This is a genomic window from Sorangium sp. So ce426 (assembly GCF_051475585.1).
Taxonomy (GTDB): Bacteria; Myxococcota_A; Polyangia; order Polyangiales; family Polyangiaceae; genus Sorangium; species Sorangium cellulosum_B.
In genome coordinates, this window is the sequence record NZ_CP150341.1 from 4145816 (window position 1) to 4167900 (window position 22085).

18 protein-coding genes are annotated in these 22085 nt (G+C 71.7%); 8 read left to right on the top strand and 10 right to left on the bottom strand.

What is annotated here, in order from left to right:
- Positions 1-118 precede the first annotated feature (118 nt).
- Positions 119-1318 carry a vWA domain-containing protein gene (locus tag WMF44_RS15575; RefSeq protein WP_437299901.1) on the top strand — a complete coding sequence of 400 codons (1200 nt, stop codon included), beginning with the start codon at positions 119-121 and terminating at the stop codon, positions 1316-1318.
- A gap of 78 nt (positions 1319-1396) precedes the next feature.
- On the opposite strand, the gene WMF44_RS15580 is transcribed toward WMF44_RS15575, so the two are convergent.
- The 6 genes from WMF44_RS15580 to WMF44_RS15605 all read right to left on the bottom strand — a co-directional run bounded on the left by WMF44_RS15580 (position 1397) and on the right by WMF44_RS15605 (position 9017).
- The gene (locus WMF44_RS15580; RefSeq protein WP_437299902.1) at positions 1397-2455 is read right to left on the bottom strand and encodes an LNS2 domain-containing protein; all 1059 of its coding nucleotides are present in this window, start codon (positions 2453-2455) and stop codon (positions 1397-1399) included.
- A gap of 54 nt (positions 2456-2509) precedes the next feature.
- On the bottom strand, positions 2510-3697 hold the full coding sequence (locus tag WMF44_RS15585; RefSeq protein WP_437299903.1) for an acyl-CoA dehydrogenase family protein: 1188 nt from the start codon (positions 3695-3697) through the stop codon (positions 2510-2512).
- A 119-nt stretch (positions 3698-3816) separates the two neighbouring features.
- On the bottom strand, positions 3817-5259 hold the full coding sequence (locus WMF44_RS15590) for a serpin family protein (protein WP_437299904.1): 1443 nt from the start codon (positions 5257-5259) through the stop codon (positions 3817-3819).
- Positions 5260-5371: 112 nt separating this feature from the next.
- A complete protein-coding gene (locus WMF44_RS15595; RefSeq protein WP_437299905.1) occupies positions 5372-6157 on the bottom strand; it encodes a hypothetical protein in 786 nt (261 codons plus the stop codon).
- A 330-nt stretch (positions 6158-6487) separates the two neighbouring features.
- A complete protein-coding gene (locus WMF44_RS15600) occupies positions 6488-7195 on the bottom strand; it encodes a hypothetical protein (protein WP_437299906.1) in 708 nt (235 codons plus the stop codon).
- 151 nt (positions 7196-7346) lie between these two features.
- Positions 7347-9017, bottom strand: a complete 1671-nt coding sequence (locus WMF44_RS15605; RefSeq protein WP_437299907.1) for an aminotransferase class I/II-fold pyridoxal phosphate-dependent enzyme — start codon at positions 9015-9017, stop codon at positions 7347-7349.
- Between the two features lie 393 nt (positions 9018-9410).
- Between WMF44_RS15605 and WMF44_RS15610 the strand changes: the two genes are divergently transcribed.
- The 4 genes from WMF44_RS15610 (at position 9411) to WMF44_RS15625 (ending at position 13931) form a co-directional block, all read left to right on the top strand.
- On the top strand, positions 9411-10772 hold the full coding sequence (locus WMF44_RS15610) for a sigma-54-dependent transcriptional regulator (protein ID WP_437299908.1): 1362 nt from the start codon (positions 9411-9413) through the stop codon (positions 10770-10772).
- 95 nt (positions 10773-10867) lie between these two features.
- Positions 10868-12187 carry a PhoH family protein gene (locus tag WMF44_RS15615; protein ID WP_437299909.1) on the top strand — a complete coding sequence of 440 codons (1320 nt, stop codon included), beginning with the start codon at positions 10868-10870 and terminating at the stop codon, positions 12185-12187.
- Between the two features lie 135 nt (positions 12188-12322).
- Positions 12323-13378, top strand: a complete 1056-nt coding sequence (locus WMF44_RS15620) for a tyrosine/phenylalanine carboxypeptidase domain-containing protein (RefSeq protein WP_437299910.1) — start codon at positions 12323-12325, stop codon at positions 13376-13378.
- 340 nt (positions 13379-13718) lie between these two features.
- A complete protein-coding gene (locus WMF44_RS15625) occupies positions 13719-13931 on the top strand; it encodes a hypothetical protein (protein ID WP_012235515.1) in 213 nt (70 codons plus the stop codon).
- 13 nt (positions 13932-13944) lie between these two features.
- Here the strand turns inward: WMF44_RS15625 and WMF44_RS15630 are convergent, their stop codons facing one another.
- The 4 genes from WMF44_RS15630 to WMF44_RS15645 form a co-directional block, all read right to left on the bottom strand.
- On the bottom strand, positions 13945-16131 hold the full coding sequence (locus WMF44_RS15630) for a RecQ family ATP-dependent DNA helicase (RefSeq protein ID WP_437299911.1): 2187 nt from the start codon (positions 16129-16131) through the stop codon (positions 13945-13947).
- 93 nt (positions 16132-16224) lie between these two features.
- On the bottom strand, positions 16225-16917 hold the full coding sequence (locus tag WMF44_RS15635) for an oxidoreductase (RefSeq protein ID WP_437299912.1): 693 nt from the start codon (positions 16915-16917) through the stop codon (positions 16225-16227).
- A gap of 243 nt (positions 16918-17160) precedes the next feature.
- Positions 17161-17679: an NUDIX hydrolase gene (locus tag WMF44_RS15640; protein WP_437299913.1), complete on the bottom strand. Its 519-nt coding sequence runs from the start codon at positions 17677-17679 to the stop codon at positions 17161-17163.
- A gap of 475 nt (positions 17680-18154) precedes the next feature.
- Positions 18155-18739 (bottom strand): FxsA family protein, encoded by a 585-nt coding sequence (locus WMF44_RS15645; RefSeq protein WP_437299914.1) that lies wholly within the window; start codon positions 18737-18739, stop codon positions 18155-18157.
- 221 nt (positions 18740-18960) lie between these two features.
- Between WMF44_RS15645 and WMF44_RS15650 the strand changes: the two genes are divergently transcribed.
- From WMF44_RS15650 to WMF44_RS15660, 3 genes are all read left to right on the top strand, one after another.
- Complete coding sequence (locus tag WMF44_RS15650; RefSeq protein ID WP_437299915.1) at positions 18961-20505, top strand: lysine 5,6-aminomutase subunit alpha; 1545 nt, start codon at positions 18961-18963, stop codon at positions 20503-20505.
- Positions 20506-20533: 28 nt separating this feature from the next.
- On the top strand, positions 20534-21025 hold the full coding sequence (locus WMF44_RS15655) for a hypothetical protein (RefSeq protein WP_437299916.1): 492 nt from the start codon (positions 20534-20536) through the stop codon (positions 21023-21025).
- 322 nt (positions 21026-21347) lie between these two features.
- The gene (locus tag WMF44_RS15660; protein ID WP_437299917.1) at positions 21348-22082 is read left to right on the top strand and encodes an OAM dimerization domain-containing protein; all 735 of its coding nucleotides are present in this window, start codon (positions 21348-21350) and stop codon (positions 22080-22082) included.
- Positions 22083-22085 lie beyond the last annotated feature (3 nt).

Sequence of the window (22085 nt, forward strand, 5' to 3'; positions counted from 1 at the left end):
GGGTGGCGAGTTCTCAGGAGCGTGGTCCGGCGATGCGCCGGCTCCTGAGGCCTCGTGTGGTGGTCTGCTTTATCTACCGGCGCGCGGCGCCGGTACTTGCTTAAAAAGGAGTCAGGCCATGAGATTGCCTGCGATGAGCATTGCCTTGTTCACGGTCGTCGTGGCCAGCGCGGCGTGCGGCGGCGGTGGTGACGACCAGAATGTCAATCCGAGCGGCTCGGGCGCCGGGAACAGCTCGGGCAATGGGACCGGAGGAGACGACGGCGGCTTCGGTTCAGGGGGGGTGACCTCGGGCAGCGGCGCCGGCTCGGGCAACCCCAGCAGCGGCGCAGGCCCTTCGACCGGGGCCGGCGAGGCGTGCGCCACGCAATCGGCCCAGGCCGGGCTCCAGCCCGTGTACCTGGCTGTCGCGTTCGACGTGTCGGGCAGCATGGGGATGAACGACAGGCCCTCGCACAGCAAGGAGCTCAAGTGGGATCCCGTCGTCGCCGCGACCAAGCAGTTCTTCAAGGATCCGGCGTCCGCGGGGCTCACCGCCTCGCTCACGTTCTTCCCCGGCGAGCGGCGGATGTGCGACGCCAGCACCTACCGCACGCCGGACGTCGAGATGACGCCGCTGCCCTCCGAGGCGTTCGGCGAGGCGATCGACGATGTCACGCCCGCGAACGACGACGACTGGGGCATGAGCACGCCGACGGCGTTCGTTGTCGACGGGACGGTCACCTTCATCAAGGCGCAGCGCCAGGAGAACCCCGGGAAGTACGCGCTCGTGCTCGTGACCGACGGCTACCCGCAGCGCTGCAGCCGAGACGCGGACAGCATCGAGGCCGTCGTCGAGCGCGTCGAGGGGGCGCGCCAGGACAACGTCCCGACCTACGTGATCGGGGTGGCCAACCCGCCGGAGGACGAGCCGGGGAACGTCGACAACCTGCGCGACATCGCGGTGGCGGGCGGCACGGGGAAGGCGTTCATCATCGAGACCGGCAACCCCGACGCGACCGCGACCGCGTTCAGGGCGGCGATCGACGAGATCCGCGGCGCCGCGGTGTCGTGCACGGTCGCGATCCCGGCCGCTCCCGACGGGCGGACGTTCGACAAGCAGCGGGTGCGCGTGACGTACACGAGCGGAGGGGGCCAGCCGAAGGCCGTCGCGTACGATCAGGAGTGCGCGAGCGCCGACGCCTGGCGCTACGACAATCCATCGAACCCGACGCAGATCGAGCTCTGCGAGAGCGTGTGCGGCGCGATACAGTCCGATCCCCAGGCGTCCCTGGGCGTCGACTTCACCTGCGAGGACGTGATCGACATTCCGCAGTGATCGGCGGCGGGCGCGCTCCCTGATCCGGGCGCGCCCGCCGCTCGCATGGCGCGTGGGCGCGCGTCGCGAGCGCTTCCCTCAGGGCGCGCAGGCGGCCTGTGGGCTGAAGAGCGCCGGGGCGAGGCCCCGGTAGTCCTCGTGGGGCACGCCGCCGCGGAGATCGCCGCCGAGCTTGTAATAAAAGCACCGCGAGGCGGGGATCCCGGCGGCCGTGTACGTCGCCACGTCGCTCGGCATGTTGCCGAAGCCGAAGGAGGGCACGATGCCCGTGCGCGCCTTGAGCCATCCGAGCTCGATGGTCTTGTACCTGGCCGCCGCGCCGCCGAACGCGCCGGTGACGCCGATGGTGGTGTGGAGGATGCCCGGCGGGAAGCCCTGCTCTCGCAGCCAGACCCGCGTGCTGCCCACGAGCCACTCGGGGCGCGCTGTCACATAGAAAAGGTAGATCCCGCTCTCGGCGAGGGCGCGCATCGCCTCCGCCGCGCCGGGGTGGGCGGCCGGCGGGCCGCCGCCGACGAGCTCACTGACGACCGCCACCTCGCTCGACGTGAGCGTCCCGTCGACGTCGGTCACGGCCACCTGCGCGCCGGGCGGGAGGACCTCGATGAACAGATCCGCGCTCGTGGCGTCGCCGGCGACGGCGAGGTGGACGCGGTGGCGGCCGACCTCGAGGCGCCGGCCCGCGGCGAGGTCGATGTAGACACGCCCGCCGGTGTCCGGGATCCCCTCCGTGGTCGGGTGCGGGTGGTCGTCGTCGCTCGTCCGGAAGGTGCCGAGCCGCTCCCAGGCGCCGCTGCAGCCGCGGAGCAGGTAGGCCTCGACGTCCTCGTCCTCGAGATCGTCGTCCTGCGGCCCGTAAGCGAGCTTCGCGATGGCCCACTGCGGCCCGTCGGCGCGGGCGAAGAGGTCGCGCCCGCGGTGGCGCGGCCACCCGGCCGCGACCAGGCGCGAGCGCGTGTGCCTGAACCCGCGCGGCAGGGCGGCCGGGGGCGGCGCGTCGCACGCCGGACGGGCCGGGCAGGCGCCCGCCCGGGGCCGCGGCGGCGCGGGAGCGTCAGCCTGACGCGGGGCACCGGCGCAGGCGACGAACGAGACGGCGGCGAGGACCAGCGGGGCGAGCGGGGCGGGGCGCACCATGTTCACGTATACCGCGTTGGTCGTGGTCGTGAACGTGGTCGTGGTCGCCAGCGTTCAGGTCCAGAAGCCGGTCGGCTGCCCCAGGAGCGCGGCGCCGGCCTGGCCGAACCAGCCCTCTGCGGCGGCGGCGTGCTGCGAGAAGGTGTGAATGTCCCGGAACCGCCGTTGCACCGGCGAGGCATTCCGGGCGACTCCGCCTCCGCCCGCCTGATAGCAGGCGTCCACGGCCCGGGCGGTCACCTCCGTCACCCAGGCCAGGGCGCCCGAGATCCTCGGCGCCATCGCGAGGGCGGCGCCAGGGTTGTTCACGCACGCGTCCCAGAGCTCGTCCCCCATGTCGCGCAGCAGGGCGCGCGCCGCGCGGACGCTCGTCTCGGCGCGGCCGAGGTTCACCTGGAACAGCGGGGAGTCCGCCAGCTGGGCGCGCGCATACAGCCGCTTCTTGCCCGAGCTCGCGAGCGTCACGACGTCGTCGAGCGCCCCCTGGGCGATCCCCACGGCCACGGCCCCCATGTGGAGCACGAAGTGCAGGACCGGCGCGACGAAGCCCGGCCCGGCCACCGACGGCTGGCCCCCGAAGATATCGAAGGTGTTCACCTCGGGGCAGAAGGCCCCTTCCAGCGCGATATCGTGGCTCCCCGTGCCGCGCAGGCCGAGCACGGACCAGGTGTCGATGATGCGCGCCTCGCCCGCCGGGAACAGCATGCCCCGCATCTCTGGCGTCTCGCGCACCTCGCCCGCCTCGCCCGCCGGGCCCATCCGCGGGCGGCCGCCGTCCATGATCACGCAGTTTCCGAACAGCCAGCTGGCGTGCTCGCAGCCGCTCGCGAAGCTCCAGCGCCCGGTGACCCGGTAGCCGCCGTCCGTCGCGTGGGCTTCCCCCTGCGCGTTGAAGCCGCCGCCGATGATCACGTCCGGCCCGCCGGCGTAGATGGCGTCGAAGCGCTCGCGCGGCAGGAGCGCGAAGAGGTTCGGGCTCTCCGAGCCGATCATCACGGTCCAGCCGGTGGCCCCGTCCGCCCGGGCGAGCGCCTCGAGGACGTCCATCCCCGTGCGCAGATCGACCTCGTGGCCGCCGTGGCTCCTCGGCACGAACATCCGGAAGCAACCCGCCGCCTTGAGCTGGCCGAGGAGATCCGCGGGGAGGCGCCGCGCCTCCTCGATCTCGGCGCTCCGTGACGCGATCGCGGGGGTCAGGTCACGGACGGCATGCAGCACCTTCGCGGCGTCTTCGTTCTTCATCGCTCGCTCCTTGAAATCGGGGGGGTGGCAGAGCCCGTGAAGGCCCGGCAAAACGGCTCATCGTACGGCGGTTCTGGCGCTCCGCGCGGACTTTCGGTACCCCTCCGCCGGGAGGAACGTCATCGCGGGTCGGTCACGCGGCCCATGAACAGCACGGCGCCTGTCGCGACGTCGCGGATCAGGAAAACGAACGGGTGATCCGCGCGGAACACCTGGGGCTGCGCCGGGGCCGACCGTGTCGTCATGACCACGCCCGTGGCCGCGGCGGCCTCGGTCCCTTCCTCGTTGACCTCGACGAACGCCTTGTGGCGGACCTGGGAGATGAAGAGCGGCTCCGCCCTCGTGATCCCGGTGAAGTCGGCCTTCTTGTCGTCGAACGCGAGCGGCATGCCCAGCGCGCTCAGGGTCGCCGACAGCTCGAGCTCGGCGGTCATCTTGAAGCGCGGGAGCGCCACGTCGACCCGCGCCGGATGGAGCGCCTCCACGTACGCCTTGAGCTCCCCCGCCGAAAGGCGCTGCTCCACCTTCGCCAGCCCGTCCACCTGCTCGGGCAGGACGACGACCATGGCCAGCCGGCGCTCGGGGCTCTGCGCCTCGTACGCGAGCTCCAGCACCGACGCGTCAGCGGCCTTTCCGAAGCCCGCCAGCAGCGTCTTGCGCATCATCGGCACGGCCGGCGCCGTCCCGGGCTTGACCGTGAACGGCTCGTTCTTGGTGGCCCGCTTGTCGAACGGCGTCGCCCACTTCCCCTTGAAGTACACGGCGTTCGTGAGCACGAGCCGGGTGAGACCGGTGATGCTGCCGGCGGGCATCAGGTCCTTGATCTTCCCGTTCGTCTGTTGCTCGACCCATTGATTGATGCGCCCCCGCGCCGGCTCGCTCCCGCCCTTGAAGTCGACGAGCTCGATCCCGGCCCCGTAGTGCTGCTGGGTGGTGCTCTGGAACGCGGGCTCGATCGGCAGCCCGGCCTGGCCCCACAGCCGGTTGGCGATCCGGAGCTCGGGCCCCTTGGGCCCGGTCGCCAGCGCCAGCTCCTTGAGGAGCCCGGCGAACGCGGGGTGGAGCGCCTCGGGCGGGAGGGTGAACTCGAGCGTCTTCGCCATCTGGGCCGCGGTCTCGCCGCGGGCGCCGGCGTAGGTCATGGCCAGCGCGGTCGAGATGCTCGCCGGCGAGAAGAAGAGCTTGTCTTTCGTGGCGGCGAGCTTGCCGTAGAGGCGCTGCGCGAACGCCGCGTTCGCGTCGGCGAGCGCCGTGGCCGGCGGCGTTGCGTCCGGCGAGGCGGGCTCGCTCGGCCCAGGGGCCGCCGCCTCGGAGGCCGGCTTCGCGCCGGGACAGACGTGCTCCCACCGGCACGCCCCGCCCTCGGCGCGCGCGCACTGCGGGGTGCCGGTGGAGCCGTCGTCGCAGACGCGGGCGATCATCGCGAGGGGGCCGCAGTCGGCGGGCTGGCACGCGGACGCGCTCGGGGCCGGCGCGGCCGGCGGGACGTTATCCCGGGCCTGACACCCGAGCCCCAGCAACGTGCACAGCGCGGTCGTGAAGAACGAGATCGGTCTGGCCATGGCGCTGCGGTACCAGCGCGCCCGGCCGGCGGGAAGCTCGACCGGAAGACGGAACGCGGCGAGGGCGCGAGCTCCTACCGCGCCGGCGGGCGTCGCCGCGCGGCGCGCGCCGTCAGAAGTTGTGGACGAACGTGAACCGGCCAGCGAGCTTGTTCCCGCCGATCTGGCTCTCCTCCTGCGTCTCGTAGCCGAGGTAAAGGAGCAGCTTGTTTCCCGTGCCGTAGTTCAGCCCGATCACGCCGCCGACCTGCAGGCTGGCGAGGCCGCTCTCGTCGACGTCCGCACCGGCGGTCAACGGGTCGTCCTCGAGCGCGACCTCGTTGAGGTCGATCGTGGCCTCGAGGTGCGGGCCGATGCCGAAGTCGTCGATGGGGTAATAGAGCAGGAAGTCCCGCGTGTAGACGTAGTTCTGGACGCTCTCGTTGAACATGCTGGAGAACGACCCCAGGATCCACGACTCGAAGTAAACGGGCTTCGCGTCGACGAAGGTGAACAGCTGCGGGGCGACCAGCGCCGCCGGCTCCATCGTCATGAAGTTGAACGAGAAGCCCACCATCGGGTTGATGGTGACAGGGCCCATCGTGAAGGCGGGGCCGATGTCGAACTCCGCGGTTCCCAGCGTGGTGAGGTAGATGTCGCTCGAGAGGCTGATGGGGCCGACCTGGTGCGAGGCGCCGGCCCAGAGCTGGAGACCGAGGCTGTCTGCGTCGAAGCGGAACCAGCTCGGGATCGGCGCCGGCGCGGCGGGCTCCGCCGCGGGCGTCGGCGCCGCCGCGGCCGCTGCGCCCGGATCAGCCGGGGGCGGCGCGGGATCCTGAGCCCAGGCGGCCGGCGACGCGAGCAATCCCACGACGCAAGCGAGCGCCGAGCAACATCTCCCCATATCGTTCTCCATCATCGAATTGCCTCCTCTGCGCAGCATGAGGTGAAAGCAACATGAAACATGAGAGCAACATGAAACATGAGAGCAACATGAAACGTAACGGCAGTCGGCTGACACTAACGTAATGGAGAGCAATTAGGCAAAGCCCATGTGCACGGAGAGCCTCCGAGCGGCGCGCGGCGGCGTGGCCTGCCTGCGCTGGCGCAGCTCGCTAGCGACAGGCGTCGATCGGGCAGGGGAGCGGCTTGAGCCGTTGGCGGCGCTCGATCGCGGGCGCGGCGCCGTTCGCCGAGGGCCGGGGGCGCGCAGGGGGGGAGAGGGCCTGCGCGTGGTCTGAGAGGAGGATCACACGGGGATGTGCTGGATGCCCGCGGCCGCCCCGAGCGACGCCAGCGCGGCGGCCCCGACGAGGAGCAGCGTCATCTTCAGCAGCGTCCCCTCGATCTGGTCGGTGACGAGGCCGTCGACGCCCTGGGCGAGCTCGTCCCGCACCTTCAGCAGGTCGATGCCGCCTCCCTGGTTGGCCTCGTTGCGGAAGCGCGCCAGCGTCAGCTTCTCGATGGTCCCGAGCAGCTGCGCCTCGATCCTGCGCCGCAGGAACCCCCGCACGCCGCCCCCTGTCGGCGCGGCCTGCACCCTGTGGATCACGGCGAGGCGCAGGCGCTTCACCGCCTCGTTGAGCGGGACCCGCTCCACCGCCTGCGCCATCCGCCCGCCGCGGGCGCCCGCCTCGGCCTGCTCGGAGACGCCGAGCAGCCGCTCGAACACGGCGGTCACGAGCATCCCGCCGAGGCGCTTCGCCCGCACGATCTGAAGGATGCCCGTGCCGAGCGCCCGCTTCCACGACAGCGTGAAGCCGATCACGGCGGAGAGCGCGAGCGCCGCGACGGCCGCCAGCCCCCCGCGCAGCGCCGAGCCGTCGGCCGCGATGGCATACGACGAGGCCGCGAGGACGAGGGCCAGGAACGACATGGCCGCGGCGGTCAGGAAGAAAGAGCGGAGCGCAGGTCCCAGCGCCCCGGCGACGCCTTGCACGAACGGTCGAAGATCCATGACCGCTCAGCTGACCACGCCCGCCGCGCGGCGAAAATGCCGAACCTGACGGGCGCGCGTCGATCACGTCGATCACGTCGAGCGCGGGGAGCGGGCCCGGAGGGCGCCCCTCGGCGCTCCTCCTGGTTCACCGGCTCACCGGCTCACCGGCTCAGATGACGCCGAACTTCTTGCCGACCTTCTCGAACGCCTCGAGCGCGTGATCGAGGTGCTTGCGCTCGTGCGTCGCCATGTAGCTCGTGCGCAGGACCTGCTGCTTGGGCGGGACGCCGGGTGTGATGAACGGATTCACGTAGAGCGAGTAGTCGTCGAGGAGCGACTTCCACATCATCACGGTCTTGAGATCGTCGCGGATGTAGATGGGGATGACGGCCGTCTCGGTCTTGCCGAGCTCGAAGCCGAGCCGCTGCAGCTCCGTGCGCATGTACGTGAAGTTCTCGCGGAGCTTCTCCTGGCGCCAGGGCTCCTCCTGCATGACCTCGAGCGAGGCCATGGCGGCGGCCACGCAGGGCGGCGCGGCGCTCGCCGCGAAGAGGAAGCTGTAGGCAAAATGCTGAATATAATCGAGCACCTTTCGCTCACCGACGAGCCAGCCGCCGATCGAGGCGAGCGACTTCGAGAAGGTGCCGCCGATGAGGTCGACCTCCTTCTCGAGGCCGAAGTGCGCGGCGGTGCCGCGGCCCCCGGGGCCGATGACGCCGAGCGCGTGCGCGTCGTCGACGAGGAGCCGCGCCTTGTGCTTCTTCACCACCTCGACGATCCCGGGCAGACTCGCGATCTCGCCCTGGGCGCTGAAGACGCCGTCGGTGATCACGAGGGCGCCCTCGGTGTCGGCGATCTCGGAGAGCGCGCTGTCGAGCGCGGCGGGATCGCTGTGCTTGTAGCGCACCATCCGGGCGCCGGCCGCCTGCGCGAGCCGCACGCCGTCGTAGATGGATGCGTGATCGTCCTTGTCGATCATCGCGACGCTCCGCTTGTTGCTGAGCAGCGCCGAGATGGTCGCGATGTTCACCTGATAGCCCGTCGTGAACACGAGCCCCGCCTCCTTGCCGTGGTAGGCGGCGAGCTTCTGCTCGAGCTCGTTGTGGAGGCGCATCGACCCGTTCACGAGCCGGGAGCCGGTCATGCTGGTGCCGTATTTGTCGATGGCGTTCCGCGCGGCTTCCCGCACCTTCGGGTGGGTCGTCAGCCCGAGGTAGTTGTTCGAGCCGAGCATGATCACGGTCCGGCCCTCGAGCTGCGCCTCGGGGCCGTTGTTGAAGTCGAGCGGGCGGAAGAAGGGGTAGACGCCCATGGCGCGGGCGTTGTCCGCGGTCATGAACTTGTACGCCTTCTCGAACACGTCGCGCCCGCCGATCCGCGACAGCGACGTCCGCGCCGCCATCTGGGTCGCGAGCTGCTGCTCGGCCGCCGCGGCCACGTAGGTGCCGGCGCCGTTCGCGCCCGCGCCGTTCGCGCCGACGCCGTTCACGTGCGTGCGGGCGGCGCGCTCGCGCGGCGCGTCGCCGCTCGCCGTCTCCTCCACGACCGACAGCCCCGCGCCGCCCGCGCCGCCCGCGGCGGGCTGGCGGGCCGCCGAGCGGGACGGCGTCGCCACGTGGACGCCGGCCTCGTCGTCGAGCGCGGGATCGATGTTCGGGAGCGCGTGCCCGTTGAGCAGGATGTCCCAGGCCTCCGCGGCCCGCTCCCGGGCGGCGCGCAGGCGGTTCTTCGCGTCCATGACCCCCGTGGCGAGCCGCATCACGCGATCGTTGCTGACGACACGGACGACCACGCCCGACGAGGTGAGCTTCTTTGCTTGGTCGACCAGACGATCCTTCATCCTCATGCCCTGGCTCCTCACGCGATCGAATTAAGGGGCGCGGTCCTGTCCGCGAAAGCCGCTCCGGCGTGCAGGATCGAGGCCTCTCGAGCCCCTGCTGGTTCCCTGCGCGTGTCGCCGCTAAAGCAGCCTGCGCGGGCCGCGTCAACTGCCACCACCGCGTCGTCCCGGCGCGCCGCGAGCGCCGCGAAGCGCCGTCGCCGCGCACGCGCATTCCGCGTCGCGCAGGGGCGTTCGCGTGGTGCGCGGCGACGTTCGCAGAGCTCGCCCGCTGTGGGCCCGCGCGCGCCGCGCCCGACTCCCAAACACCGCGGAGGACAGGCTGCGGCAGGGGCAAAGACGCAACTCGTTGCGGAGTGGTGCGCGCCGGTGTAGGAAAAGTTTTCAGGGTGTATGCGCCGTGTCCTAGTCGTTGACGACGAAGAAAACCTGCGCCTCGTGGTGCGCACGTTCCTCAAGCGGGACGGCTACGAGGTCGAGGCGGTCTCGAGCGGCGAGGAGGCGCTCGCGATGGTCGAGACGTTCGGGCCCGACGTCATCCTGACCGACGTCCGGATGCCCAGGATGGGCGGGCTCGATCTGCTGGCGACGCTGAAGGCCAAGGGCAACGAGGCCACGGTCATCGTGATGAGCGCCTACGGCAACGTCGACCTGGCGATCGAGGCGATGAAGGCGGGCGCTTACGATTACCTCCAGAAGCCGTTCAAGGCCGAGGAGGTGCTGCTCACGCTCCGCAAGGCCGAGGAGCGGGAGGCGCTCCGCCGCGAGAACCGCGTCCTGCGCCAGGAGATCCGGCGGGAGAACCTCTTCGAGGAGATCCTCGCGAAGAGCCCGCCGATGCAGGTGATCTTCAAGACGATCGCGAAGGTCGCCGACTACAAGACCACGGCGCTCATCACGGGCGAGAGCGGCGTCGGCAAGGAGCTCGTGGCCCGGGCGATCCACCGGCGGTCGAGCCGCCGCGGCGGGCCGTTCGTCGCGGTCAACTGCGGCGCCATCCCGGAGAACCTGCTGGAGAGCGAGCTCTTCGGGTACAAGCGGGGCGCGTTCACCGACGCGGTGAACGACAGGGCGGGGCTGTTCGAGCAGGCGAACCACGGCACGCTGCTGCTCGACGAGATCGGCGAGCTGCCGCTCCCGCTGCAGGTGAAGCTGCTCCGGGTGCTCCAGGAGGAGACGCTCCGCCGGCTGGGGGACAGCAAGGACATCAAGGTCGACGTCCGCATCCTCGCGGCGACCCACCGCGACCTCTTGGCCGAGACCCAGGCCGGCCGGTTCCGCGAGGACCTCTTCTACCGGATCAACGTGCTCCCGATCGCGATCCCTCCGCTCCGCGAGCGGCGGGAGGACATCCCGATCCTCATGGATCACTTCCTCGCGAGGAACAACGCGCGGTTCGGCATCAACATCCGCGGCTTCGAGCCCGAGGCGAGGCGGCTGCTCCTGGAGTACCGCTGGCCGGGCAACGTGCGGGAGCTGGAGAACACCGTCGAGCGCGCCATGGTGCTCTGCGAGGGCGAGCGCATCGGCGAGGCCGACCTGCCCGAGCGGATCCGCGAGGCGCGCGATCCGATCCAGATGCAGCTGACGAGCGGCGAGCTGTCGATCAAGAAGACGTCCCGCGTCATCGAGGAGATCCTCATCCGGCGCGCGCTCCAGAAGACGAAGGGCAACCGGACCAAGGCGGCCGAGGTGCTGGAGATCAGCCACCGGGCGCTGCTCTACAAGATCAAGGACTACCGGATCGATCTCTGACGACGACGGGCCGGCTGGGACCACAACCGAGCGCGGGCGGCACAAGAGCTCTCTTGCGCCCGTCGCTTCAGGCGGCTACGTCGTCCCGCTCCCCCATGAAGAAGAATTACGTTCTCGACGCGAACGTCCTCCTCCACGATCCGCACGCGATCTTCAGGTTCGAGGACAACGACGTCATCATCCCGATCTACGCGATCGAGGAGATCGATCAGTTCAAGCGGGAGGGCTCCGAGCGCGGGCGCAACGCGAGGACGATCGCCCGGCTGCTCGACGAGGTCCGCGGCGCCGGGACGCTCGCGACCGGGGTGCTGCTCGAGAGCGGCGGGACGCTGCGGATCGCGATCCCGGAGCGGCGGCCGGAGCTGCTCGTGGGGCTGGAGTCCGGATCGCAGGACAACGCCATCCTGCAGACGGCGATCGACATCCGCGATCGGCACAAGGATCGGCCGACCATCTTCGTGACGATGGACACGAACCTCCGGATCCGCGCCGACGCGCTCGGGATCCCGGCGGAGACGTACGAGAACCAGCGGGTGCACGACCCGGCCATCGAGCAGTCGGTGGTGGAGCTCGAGGTGCCCGGCGCCGAGGTCGACGCGTTCTTCCAGAACGGCTCTCTCTCCGGCGCCAACCTCGCGGATCTGTTGCCGAATTCTGCGGTCTTGCTGCGCGACGCGGGGGCGCCGAGCCACACGGCGCTCGGCCGGTTCGACGCCGCGCGCGGGCAGATCGTCGCGCTCCGCGTCGGGCGGGAGGGGGTGATGGGGGTCCGGCCGCGCAACAAGGAGCAGGCGTTCGCGCTGGACCTCCTGCTCGACGATTCGGTCCGGCTGATCACGCTGATCGGCAAGGCCGGGACGGGCAAGACGCTCCTCGCGCTCGCGGCGGCGCTCAAGCGGACGACCGAGGACAACGCCTACAGCCGGCTGCTCGTGAGCCGGCCGATCATGCCGCTCGGGCGCGATCTGGGCTTCCTTCCGGGCGACGTGGACGAGAAGCTGAACCCGTGGATGCAGCCGATCTTCGACAACCTCGAGTTCCTTTTCTCGAACGGCGGCACGAGGCCGGGGCGCGACGCGCGCGGCTTCGTGGAGCTCCTGGAGAGCGGGCAGATCCAGGTCGAGCCGCTGACCTACATCCGGGGGCGCAGCCTGCCGCACCAGTACCTCATCGTGGACGAGGCCCAGAACCTCACCCCGCACGAGGTGAAGACGATCATCACGCGGTGCGGCGAGGGGACCAAGATCGTGCTGACCGGCGACCCTCAGCAGATCGACAACCCGTACGTGGACCACGCGTCGAACGGCCTGCTCGTGGTGGCGGAGCGGTTCAGGCACGAGCGCATCGCGGGTCACGTGGTGCTCGCCAAGGGCGAGCGCAGCGAGCTCGCGGAGCTCGCGGCGAACCTGCTCTGAGGCGGGCGGCACCGGGCGCGCGGCGCTCTCACGGGGCAGGGGCACACGGGGCGGGGGCGTACTTGGAAGGAGCGGCGGGCCGTGGCGCGGCGTCATCGAGCTAGGTCGGCCGAGCGGCCGGCGCCTCCGGCGTGGGTGCCGGACGCGGATCGGCTCCTCGGCGCCGCGGCGCGGCGGATCCGCGTCGTCGGGTCGAGCACGCCGGTGAACCTCGTCGAGGAGCTCGCGCGGCTCGCCGCCTCCTGGGCTCGGAGCGGCGGGGAGCTGCCGCGGTTCACCTACGCGCCCGCGCAGGACCACGGCGATCTCCGGAAGGCGATGGAGGCGGCGGCCGAGCGGCTCGCGGGGCAAGGGGAGCTCGGCGCGGTCTACGCCGGCCGCGCGAGCGAGCTCGCCGCGGAGGCCGCCATCTGCGAGGCCGCGGGCGGGGCCGGGTGCTGGGCCGCCGCGCGCCGCCGCTACGCCGCGCGCGACGCGTTCGACGAGCAGGCGGACGCGCTCGCCGCGGCCTGGGTCGAGCAGGAGGCGGGCGCCGCGCCCGGCGACGAGGTGCGGGTGCGGAGCGATGACGCGCGCTCGCCCCGGTCGCTCGTGTCGCGGATGCGCCGCGAGATCGGGGCGCGGCGCCTCCCCCTCCGGGTCGTGATCGCCGACATCGCGCCGCTCGCCGCGACGGGCGACGGGGTGATCCAGGTCGCGCGGGGGCGCATGCTCACGCGCGACGACGTCGAGCGCACGGTGCTCCACGAGATCGAGGGGCACGCGGCGCCCAGCGTGCGCGCCGCGGCGCTCCCGCTCGGGATCTTCGCGATCGGGACCGCGAACGGGGGCGACGATCAGGAGGGCTGGGCGCTCGCGCGCGAGCGCGCCGCGGGGTACCTGGTCGGCGCCCGCCGGATCGAGCTCGGGCTGCGCCACCTCGCCGCGCGGAGCGTCGAGCGCGGCGCGGGCTTCGTCGAGACCGCGCGGCTTCTCGAGGCGCGCGGCGCGCGCTCCACGGGGGACGCCCTGCGCATCGCGGCGCGCGTCCACCGGGGCGGCGGCCTCGCGCGGGAGGTCGTCTATCTGCCGGCGCTGCTGCGGGTCGAGGCGCTGCTCGTGGAGCAGCCAGCGCTGGGGCCGGTGCTCGCCTCGGGCCGGGTCTCGGTGGGCGCAGCAGCGTCGCTCTCGTCCTGGGCCAGGGAGAGGTGATGGACCGTGGTTGCCCCGCTCGACCGGCGTTGCCCGGATCCATCGGGAGGATGGGAAGCCGGGAAGAAAAGTCCGATCCTGGCTGAACTTCGTGCCTTCCTGTGAAGCCGATCCCATGAAATGAAGGCAGCGCCGGTCGGGGAAGGAGCGGGTGACGAGCGGGCGAGAAAGGGGGCTGCGTGAAGGGAAGGATCACTCCAGCCGTGCGAGCACGGCATGGAACGCGCTTGAGGTGGTGGCCGGCGGGCGGGCTGCCTCGCGCGTGCGGTCGCATCCGGGTCGACCGCGCGGCGTGCGGCGGCGGTCCTGGGCGCGGATGGGCCGGTGGGCGGAGGTGGGCATGAACTCGAAGAAGGCCATGGAGAGGGAACCCAGGCGGCCGCCGAGGGGAGGCGAGGCCCCGACGGTGGTCCTCAAGGGGGACCTCCATGTCCTGGAGCTCGGCGCGGGCCTGATGCTCGACGTGTTCATCAACGTCGAGGGGCGCCTGACGACGTTCGTCAGCCTGGATGGCCAGCTCATCGCGGAGCTCCGCGTCGCGGGTCTCGCCTGAGGTCCCGGGCCGATCAGGGGCCCGAGAACTCCCGGACGACGCGGAGGATGCCCTCCCCGTAGCTCGAGATCTTCGCCTGCCCCATGCCGCGCGCGAGCGCGAGGTCGTCGAGCGACGCGGGCCGGATCCGCGCGATCTCCCGGAGCGTCCGGTCGTGCGCGATGACGTAGGCGGGCAGCGACTTCTCCTTCGCGAGCGCGGCCCTGTGGGCCCGGAGCGCCTCGAACAGCGGCACGTCGCGCTCCTCGAGCTCGACGCCGGGCTCCGCTTGCGCGCGCGAGGCGGGGAGGGGGGCGCCCGGCGCGGGGCGCGCCGCGTCGTCGGTGGTCGCTGCGGACGTGAACGCCTGCGGGGCCGGCTGCGCGCGCGCCCGCGGGGGGGGCGCGGCCGCCGGCGAGCGCGGAGCGGGCGATGGGCCCGGCGCCGCGCGGAGCGGGCGATGGGCCCGGCGCCGCGCGGCGGGGACCGGGAGCCGCACCCGCGCGGGCACGTCTCCGCGCATCACGCGCCAGCCCGCCGGCGTGATGAGGGGGACGGGGAACTCGCCGGTCGTGAGATCGATCCAGGCGTTGGCGAGCAGCGCGCGGAGGATCGACATCGCCTCGTCGTGGCTCTTTTTCTCGAGGACGCCGAACGTCGAGAGCCGGTCGAGCCCCATGCGGCGGACGCGCTCGTTCGACTCGCCGATCAGCATCGACGCGACCGCCTGCATCCCGGCGCCGCCCTTCACCCGCGCGACGCCGGCGAGCGCGCGGCGCACGAGGTCGTTGTCGCGGGCGAGCGCGGCCGGGTCGCTCGCCTCGAGGGCGTCGACCTCGAGGCAGACGTCGCAGTGGCCGCAGCCGCCGAGCGACTCGGCCTCGTCGCCGAAGTAGCGGAGGATGAAGTCGTGCCGGCACGTCGCGGCGTCGACGTAGCGGAGCAGCTCGCGGAACAGCCCCCAGGCGCGCGCGGCGTCGTCGGCGCTCGCCTCGACGCCCCCCTCGCCGAGCTGGCAGAGCCGGCGGCGCAGCGCGATGTCCGCGGGCGCGAACAAGAGGAGGCCGCGGGCCGGGGCGCCGTCCCGCCCGGCGCGGCCGACCTCCTGGTAATACGCCTCGATCGACGACGGCGGCTGGGCGTGCACGACGAGGCGGACGTCGGGGCGATCGATCCCCATGCCGAAGGCGTTCGTGGCCACGACCACGGAGAGGCTGCGATCGGCGAAGCCCGCCGAGATGCGCGCGCGGGACTCGGGGGCGAGCCCGGCGTGGTACGCTTCCGCGTTCCAGCCGGCGTCGCGGAGCGCCTCGGCGAGGCGCTCGGCTCCCTTGCGGGTGGCCGCGTAGACGATGCCCGCCCCGCGGGGCCGCCCGGGATCGCCGAGGGCCTCCAGCAGCGCGCGCGCCGTGCGGCGCCCGGCCTCGCGCGGGCCGTCGACGGCGGAGACCTGCAGGTGGAGGTTGGGCCGGGCGAAGCCGCGCAGGATCACCTTGGGCGGCGGCTCCTCGGGGCCGCGCCCGCTCACCGCATCGCCGCCGCCGTCGCCCGCGCCGTCGAGCGCGGGCAGCGGCCAGCCGAGCCGGCGGATGATCTCGTCGCGCGCGTCGGGGGTCGCCGTCGCGGTGCAGGCGAGGACCCGGGGCGGCCGGAGCCGCGCGAGCGCGGCGCCGATGCGCAGGTAGTCGGGCCGGAAGTCGTGCCCCCACTGGACGATGCAGTGCGCCTCGTCGACGGCGACGAGCGAGAGGCGGCACGCGGCGAGCGCCTCGAGGAACCCGTCGAGGGCGAGGCGCTCGGGCGCGGCGTAGACGAGCTTGTACTCGCCGCGGCGGAGGGCGGCGAGGCGGCGGCCGTTCTCCTCGCGCGCGAGGCTGGACGCGATGAACGTCGCCGGGATGCCGCGCGCCTCGAGGGCGCGGACCTGATCTTCCATCAGGGAGATGAGCGGGCTCAGGACGAGCGCCGTGCCGGGCAGGGCGACGGCCGGGAGCTGGTAGCAGAGCGATTTGCCGCCGCCGGTCGGGGCGACCACGAGGACGCGCCCCGCGCCCCCGAGCAGGGCCTCGATCGCCTCGCGCTGCCACGGCCGGAACGCGGCGATGCCGAACCGCTCCGCGAGCACGGCGTCGAGCGACGGCGGCGGGCTCTCCGGCGGGCGCAGCGGGGAGGGGGCGAGGCGCTCGGTCACGATCGGCGAGGGGCGTTCAGCGAGGACCATGGCGGCGTCATCGAGCGAGCGCCGTGCCTGCCGAGAGCCCTAGCATTTTCGCGCGCTTGCGTCGCCAGGTGGGTGGCGGCGCCATGGCGGTGATCAGGCCTGGACGACGCCGATGCCCTTGGCGAGCGCTTCCATGTCGTCGAAGTGATAGACGTGGCGACCGCTGCGCCCGTCGAGCGCGGCGGCGACCATCGCGCCGGCGACGGTCCTCGCGTCGATGGGCCGGTACCTGCGCAGGCCGCCCTTCATCGTGAACCGGAGCGTCTGCGCCGCCGCGACGCCGATGGCCTCGCCCTTCCTGACCTCGCCCCGCTCGCCGAGGAGCAGGCTCGGCCTGAGGACGTGGACCGCCGCGAAGCTCGCCGCCGAGAGCTCCTGCTCGAGCTCGCCCTTCACGCGCAGGTAGAAGCTGGTCGAGCGCGGATCGGCGCCCACGGAGGAGACCAGGACGAACTGCTTCACCCCGGCCTTCTCGGCGAGCCTGGCGACGGTGATGGGGTAGCGATAATCGATCTCGTAGAAGGCCTCTTCGGAGCCGGCCTTGGCGATCGTCGTCCCGAGCGCACAGAACACGTCGCTCACGCCGGCGAAGTCCGCGCCTTCGAGCCGGTCGAAGTCGACGATGCGCTGCGAGAGCCGCGCGTCCTCGATCGGGGCCGGGCGGCGGAGCAGGGCGACGACCTTCGTGTACGCTGGCTGTTGCACGAGGAGGCGCAGGCAGTGGCCGCCGACGAGGCCCGTTCCTCCCACGATGAGAGCTGTCTTGTCGACCGTCATGTCTTCCATGTCCGTGCGGAATCACCCGCGGAGAGCGCCGCCGCGGGGATCCACAGCCGTACCACGCAGCGTAACGCAAGCGGCGCGCGAACCATAGCGGCCGGCCGCGCGCGGCGCGAGCGGACCGACGGCGCGGCCTCCCCACGCTTCCTTTCCTGGTGTGTCCGGGCGCTACATGCTCAGTCTTGGTCAGTCACGCGCCAGCCACGCGCCGCGCTCGCCCGGAGCAGCATAGACGGACGACCGCTGTCCTCAGGTGAGCGGCGCGCTGGCGACCTTCTGCGAGCGCTTCGCGCGCTGGGCGTGGAAGGCCTTGACCGCCATCGGGATGACCAGCTCCCGGTGCTTGGGTACCAGGTTGTTCGGCAGCTGCTCGACTGGCCACCAGGCGCCCGTCGCCGGGACCTCGGCGAGCTTCGCCTGATGGACCCGGGAGAGCATCCAGCCGCGCGCGGCGGCCGAGAAGTAGTCGCCGACGAACGTGAAGTCGGAGATCGTCATCCCGACCCGGTGGAGGACGTGCTCGGGCTGCTCGCCCGGCGAGAGGACGCTGCCGGGGCAGCACCACTCTCCAGGGCCTGCCGCCGACGCTCCGCGCTGTGTCAGGAGCACCTCGATGGCGCCGGAGTCCGCGTTCCTCCGGAGGCATACGGCGTCCGCGGCGAGGTGGATGGGGAGCCGGGAAAGAGCGTTGATGAGCGAGCTGCCGAGCGGCTCCCGTGGATCGACGTACCCGAGGAGCCAGCCGGCCATCGACTTGATGAGCCTCATCTCGGCATCCTCCGCGAGGGCGCGCGGCGGGGCCGCTGGAGCACCGCCCGCCGGGCGTTCAGGCGAGCGCGCCGGCGCTGCTCAGGCCTGGACGTCGTGCCAGGGTCGTTCTTCGCGCTGCTGCCGGGGCGGCGCGGCCGGGTCGATGGGATAGAGGTTCGAGTTGGATCTTTCATAGAGGTTGCTGCGTTGGTGTCGTTGTGCGTTGTTGCATGATGTTGCGCAGGTTCAGATCTTCATGTCGTTTCTCCTGGGATGTCGGGCTGCGCCGACGACGTTGAGGAGCGTACAATGCGCTCTGTTTCTTTGTCGTTTCAGTCGTGCAGCTCGGACGTGAATCGTTGTCCTGCGTCGTTGCTCGCGTGTACCGCCGAGCTCCTGACGCCGGTGTTCGGGGGTCGTGCGTGAGAGTCGCTGGTGCTCCGGGCAGCGCGAGCGCGCCTGCGTTCGCCGGGGCATCGATGACACCTGGGTGTCAGCCGGGCAGTCGTCGCGTCGTCCGCGCTGGCCCGCCGGCTTCATCCTCCTCGGCGCTCTCGGTCACCTCCGCATCGACGTCGATGACCTGCCATGACGCCGGTTGCCCGCGGGACGCGCCGGCGCGCTCGCCGAACGGCCCGCCGCTCAGGTCGATGACCTTCATGCTGAAGAACGCGCCGTTGCCCGGGCCGCCGACGCCGATGCCGGCGGCGCTCGCCGCGGCCACCCGCCGCTCGAACCGCTCCCGCACCACCGCCGCGATGCGACGGCGCACCGGCGGGAGCAGGAGCAGGAGCCCTGCCACGTCGGTCAGCACCCCCGGCGTGACGAGCAGGGCCGCCCCGAGGAGCACAAGGAGCCCTCCCGTGAGCCCCTCGTCCGGGACGCGCCCCGCGGCCATCGCGCCGCGCCACGAGGCGAGCACCTTGAGCCCCTCGCGCTTCGCGAGCGCCGCGCCGAGGACCGCCGTCCCGAGCGCGATCGCCACGGTAGGCCAGAAGCCGATGACGTCGCCGATCGACAGGAGGAGCCAGAGCTCCAGGAACGGGAGCGCCGTGAAGAGCAGGATGAGCTTGCCCATGACCCCCGTCGTCTAGCGCCGCTCGCCGCGCCGCGCACGCGTGAGGCCGCCCGCCGCCGGCGTCGCTGCCGGGCGCCGTGCGCCGTCATCACGCGCCGCGCGCCGTCATCGGCCGCCGCTGAGTCCCGCGAGGCCGGCTGTTCCATGCTCCGCCATGGATCCTGCGCCGGAGTACCGGCCGCGGGGAGAGTGCGCTAAGAGCGCTTGCCCCGGAGAAATCCATGACGACTGTCCCCGTGGAGCAGGAAAAGGTGGAGGCGTGCCGCGCGTTTGCCGCCGACATCGCCGACGAGGTGCAGCGCTTCATCGACCGCCACACGACGGTCGGCGTCGAGCGCACGGTCGCCCGCGCCTACGGCGTGGTCGGCGCCGACGCCGAGGGGACGCCGCTCGTGAACGCGCTCGTCGATCGCATCCACAGGGCGGGGCAAGCCGGCCGCGGTGTCGCGTACCACCTCGGCCGGGCGCTCTGCGAGGGCGCCGGCTCGGTGCAGGAGGCCGCGGAGATGCTGGCGTTCAGCGAGGCGGCCGACCTCGGCGCGGGGCCCTCCGCGGCCGAGGCGCGCGGCGCGCTCGAGGCCGCGACGCGGGAGGCGATCGCCCGGATCGACAGGGCCCGCGATGAGCGCGAGGCCACCAAGGCGGCGCACCGGGTCGGCGTCGCGCCGCTCAAGTACGTCATCGTCGCGACGGGCAACATCTACGACGACGCCGTGCAGGCCAAGGCCGCCGGGTTCGCCGGCGCCGACATCGTCGCCGTGATCCGCGCGACCGCCCAGTCGCTCCTCGACTACGTCCCGGAGGGGCCGACCACCGAGGGATACGGCGGCACGTACGCGACCCAGGAGAACTTCAGGATCATCCGCCGCGCCACCGACGAGGCGACCCGCGACACAGGCACCTACCTCGCGCAGACGAACTACTCGTCCGGCCTCTGCATGAGCGAGATCGCCTGGATGGCGGCGGTGGAGCGCCTCGACATGCTGCTCAACGACGCGATGTACGGGATCCTGTTCCGCGACATCAACATGCAGCGGACGTTCATCGATCAGTATTTCTCCCGCAGGATCATCGCGAGGAGCGGCATCGTCATCAACACGGGAGAGGACAACTACCTCACGACCGCCGACGCGGTCGAGAAGGCCCATACGGTGCTCGCGTCGCAGTTCATCAACGAGGCGTTCGCGCGGCGCGCGGGCCTCCGCGAGGAGCAGATGGGCCTCGGCCACGCCTTCGAGATCGACCCCTGGCTCGATGACAGCCTCCTCTTCGAGCTCGCCCAGGCGCAGCTCGTCCGGCAGATCTTCGACAGGCACCCGATCAAGTGGATGCCGCCCACCAAGTTCAAGACAGGCGACATCTTCCACAGCCACGTCCACGACGCGATGTTCAACCTGGTCGGGATCACGACCGGCCAGTCGATCGAGCTGCTCGGGATGTTCAGCGAGGCGGTCCACACACCGCTCCTCATGGACCGGTATCTCTCGCTGAAGAGCGCTCGCTACATCTTCACGGCGGCGCGGCACCTCGGCGACGAAATCCAGTGGAAGCCGGGCGGCATCGTCGAGCGGCGCGCCCGCGAGGTCCTCGACAAGGCGCACGAGCTGCTGCAGGAGGTCGAGCGGGAGACCGTCTGGGACGCCATCGGGCGCGGCGCGTTCGGCGACGTCAGGCGCACGCGCACCGGGGGGAAGGGGTACTCGGGGGTCGTCGCGCGCCACCCGGAGTACCTGAACCCGATCCTCGACGTGCTCGAGCGGCCATAAGACGACCGGAATCTGCGAGCATGGGCGCATGAGCGGAAGGATGCCCGAGGGGACACGGCGCGGCGGTTCGCCTTACCGGAGCGACGCGACCGACGCGGTGCGGCTCGAGATCCTCGAGGATCGGGTCGCGGAGCAGCGGCAGGCGCTCGACCGACAGCAGCGCGCGATCGACGAGCTCAGGGAGGAGCTCGAGCGGATGCGCGCTCAGCTCGCTCACCTCCCGGCGCCCGCGCCCCCTGCGAAGGCGAAGCCGCCGAAGGGGGACGGCGTCCGCCGCGCGGCCGAGGATCTCCTGCGCCGCGCGGGTCGCATTCCCTCGTCCGAGGTGTTCTCCGAGCTGCGCAAGCTGGTCGACGCCCACCCGTCGCACGGCTTCATCGAGGAGCTCGTCGATCGGGTCCGCTGCGCCCGCTGCGCGCGGCGGATCCGACGCCCGGACCCCAGCGAGCCGGCCCGCCACGAGCGGTACTGGTCGGGTCGATGCCCGCGCTGCAACGAGCCCCTCTCCTTCCAGCGCTGACGCGCCGATCGAGGGGAACGGGACGAGACGATCGGAAAAGGGACCGCCGAGGCGCCATGGACGCCAGGAACCCCTGGATCTCTATTCCTTACATCCTGGCGTCTCACTCCCTTCTCGTCCCAGCACAGCGCCAGAGTCGGGCTCGAACCGCTCCGGGAAGCGACGTCACTGGAGTCTTCAAAACGCATGCTCTCTGAGCTTTCGTGTCGTTTTCGCTCGCTCTCTGCGGCGCGAACGCCCTAGCCGCGCGAGGCCGCCTGGCGCTACTGTCAACGAGGGATCGGCGCAGTCCGCCCCCTGTAGCCTGTAGACGGAGGTGAGCATGACACAGCGAAACATCCTGCGTGCGTATGGCGACCGAGAGGGGGACGGGATGGTCCAGATGTCGTTCACGCTCCGCGTCCTGCCGGGTGACCGCGCGCGCGAGGCGGCGAAGCGCTTTGCCGAGTCGCACGGCCTGCGCGAGCCGCTGGTCACGGCGATGGAGCAGGCCAGCCGGGAGCACACGTATTTCGTCGTTTACGGGCACTCCCAGCACGGGGTCGACCTCTCGGACATCGAGGTCCAGGAGCTCGCCGCCCAGCCGCTCACCCGGGACGACATCGAGGCGCAGGCGAAGAAGCTCGGCCGGAAGATCGTGGTCGTGGGGGCGTGCACCGGCAGCGACGCGCACACGGTCGGCATCGACGCGATCCTGAACTACAAGGGGTTCGCCGGCGAGAAGGGGCTCGAGAGCTTCAAGTGCTTCGACGCCCACAACCTCGGCGCGCAGGTCGAGAACGCCGAGCTCTGCGAGAAGGCCAAGGCGCTCGGCGCGGACGCGATCCTGGTCTCGCAGGTGATCACGCAGCGGAACTGCCACAAGGAGAACGCGGCGGCGCTCGTCGACCTGGCGACGCGCCAGGGCTTCCGGGACAAGGTGATCCTGCTGCTCGGCGGCCCGCGCATCGATCACAACCTGGCCGTCGAGCTCGGCTTCGACGCTGGCTTCGGCCCGGGCACCAAGCCGATCACCGTGGCGTCGTTCCTGATCGAGCGCCTCGTAGGCCGGGCGTAGGCG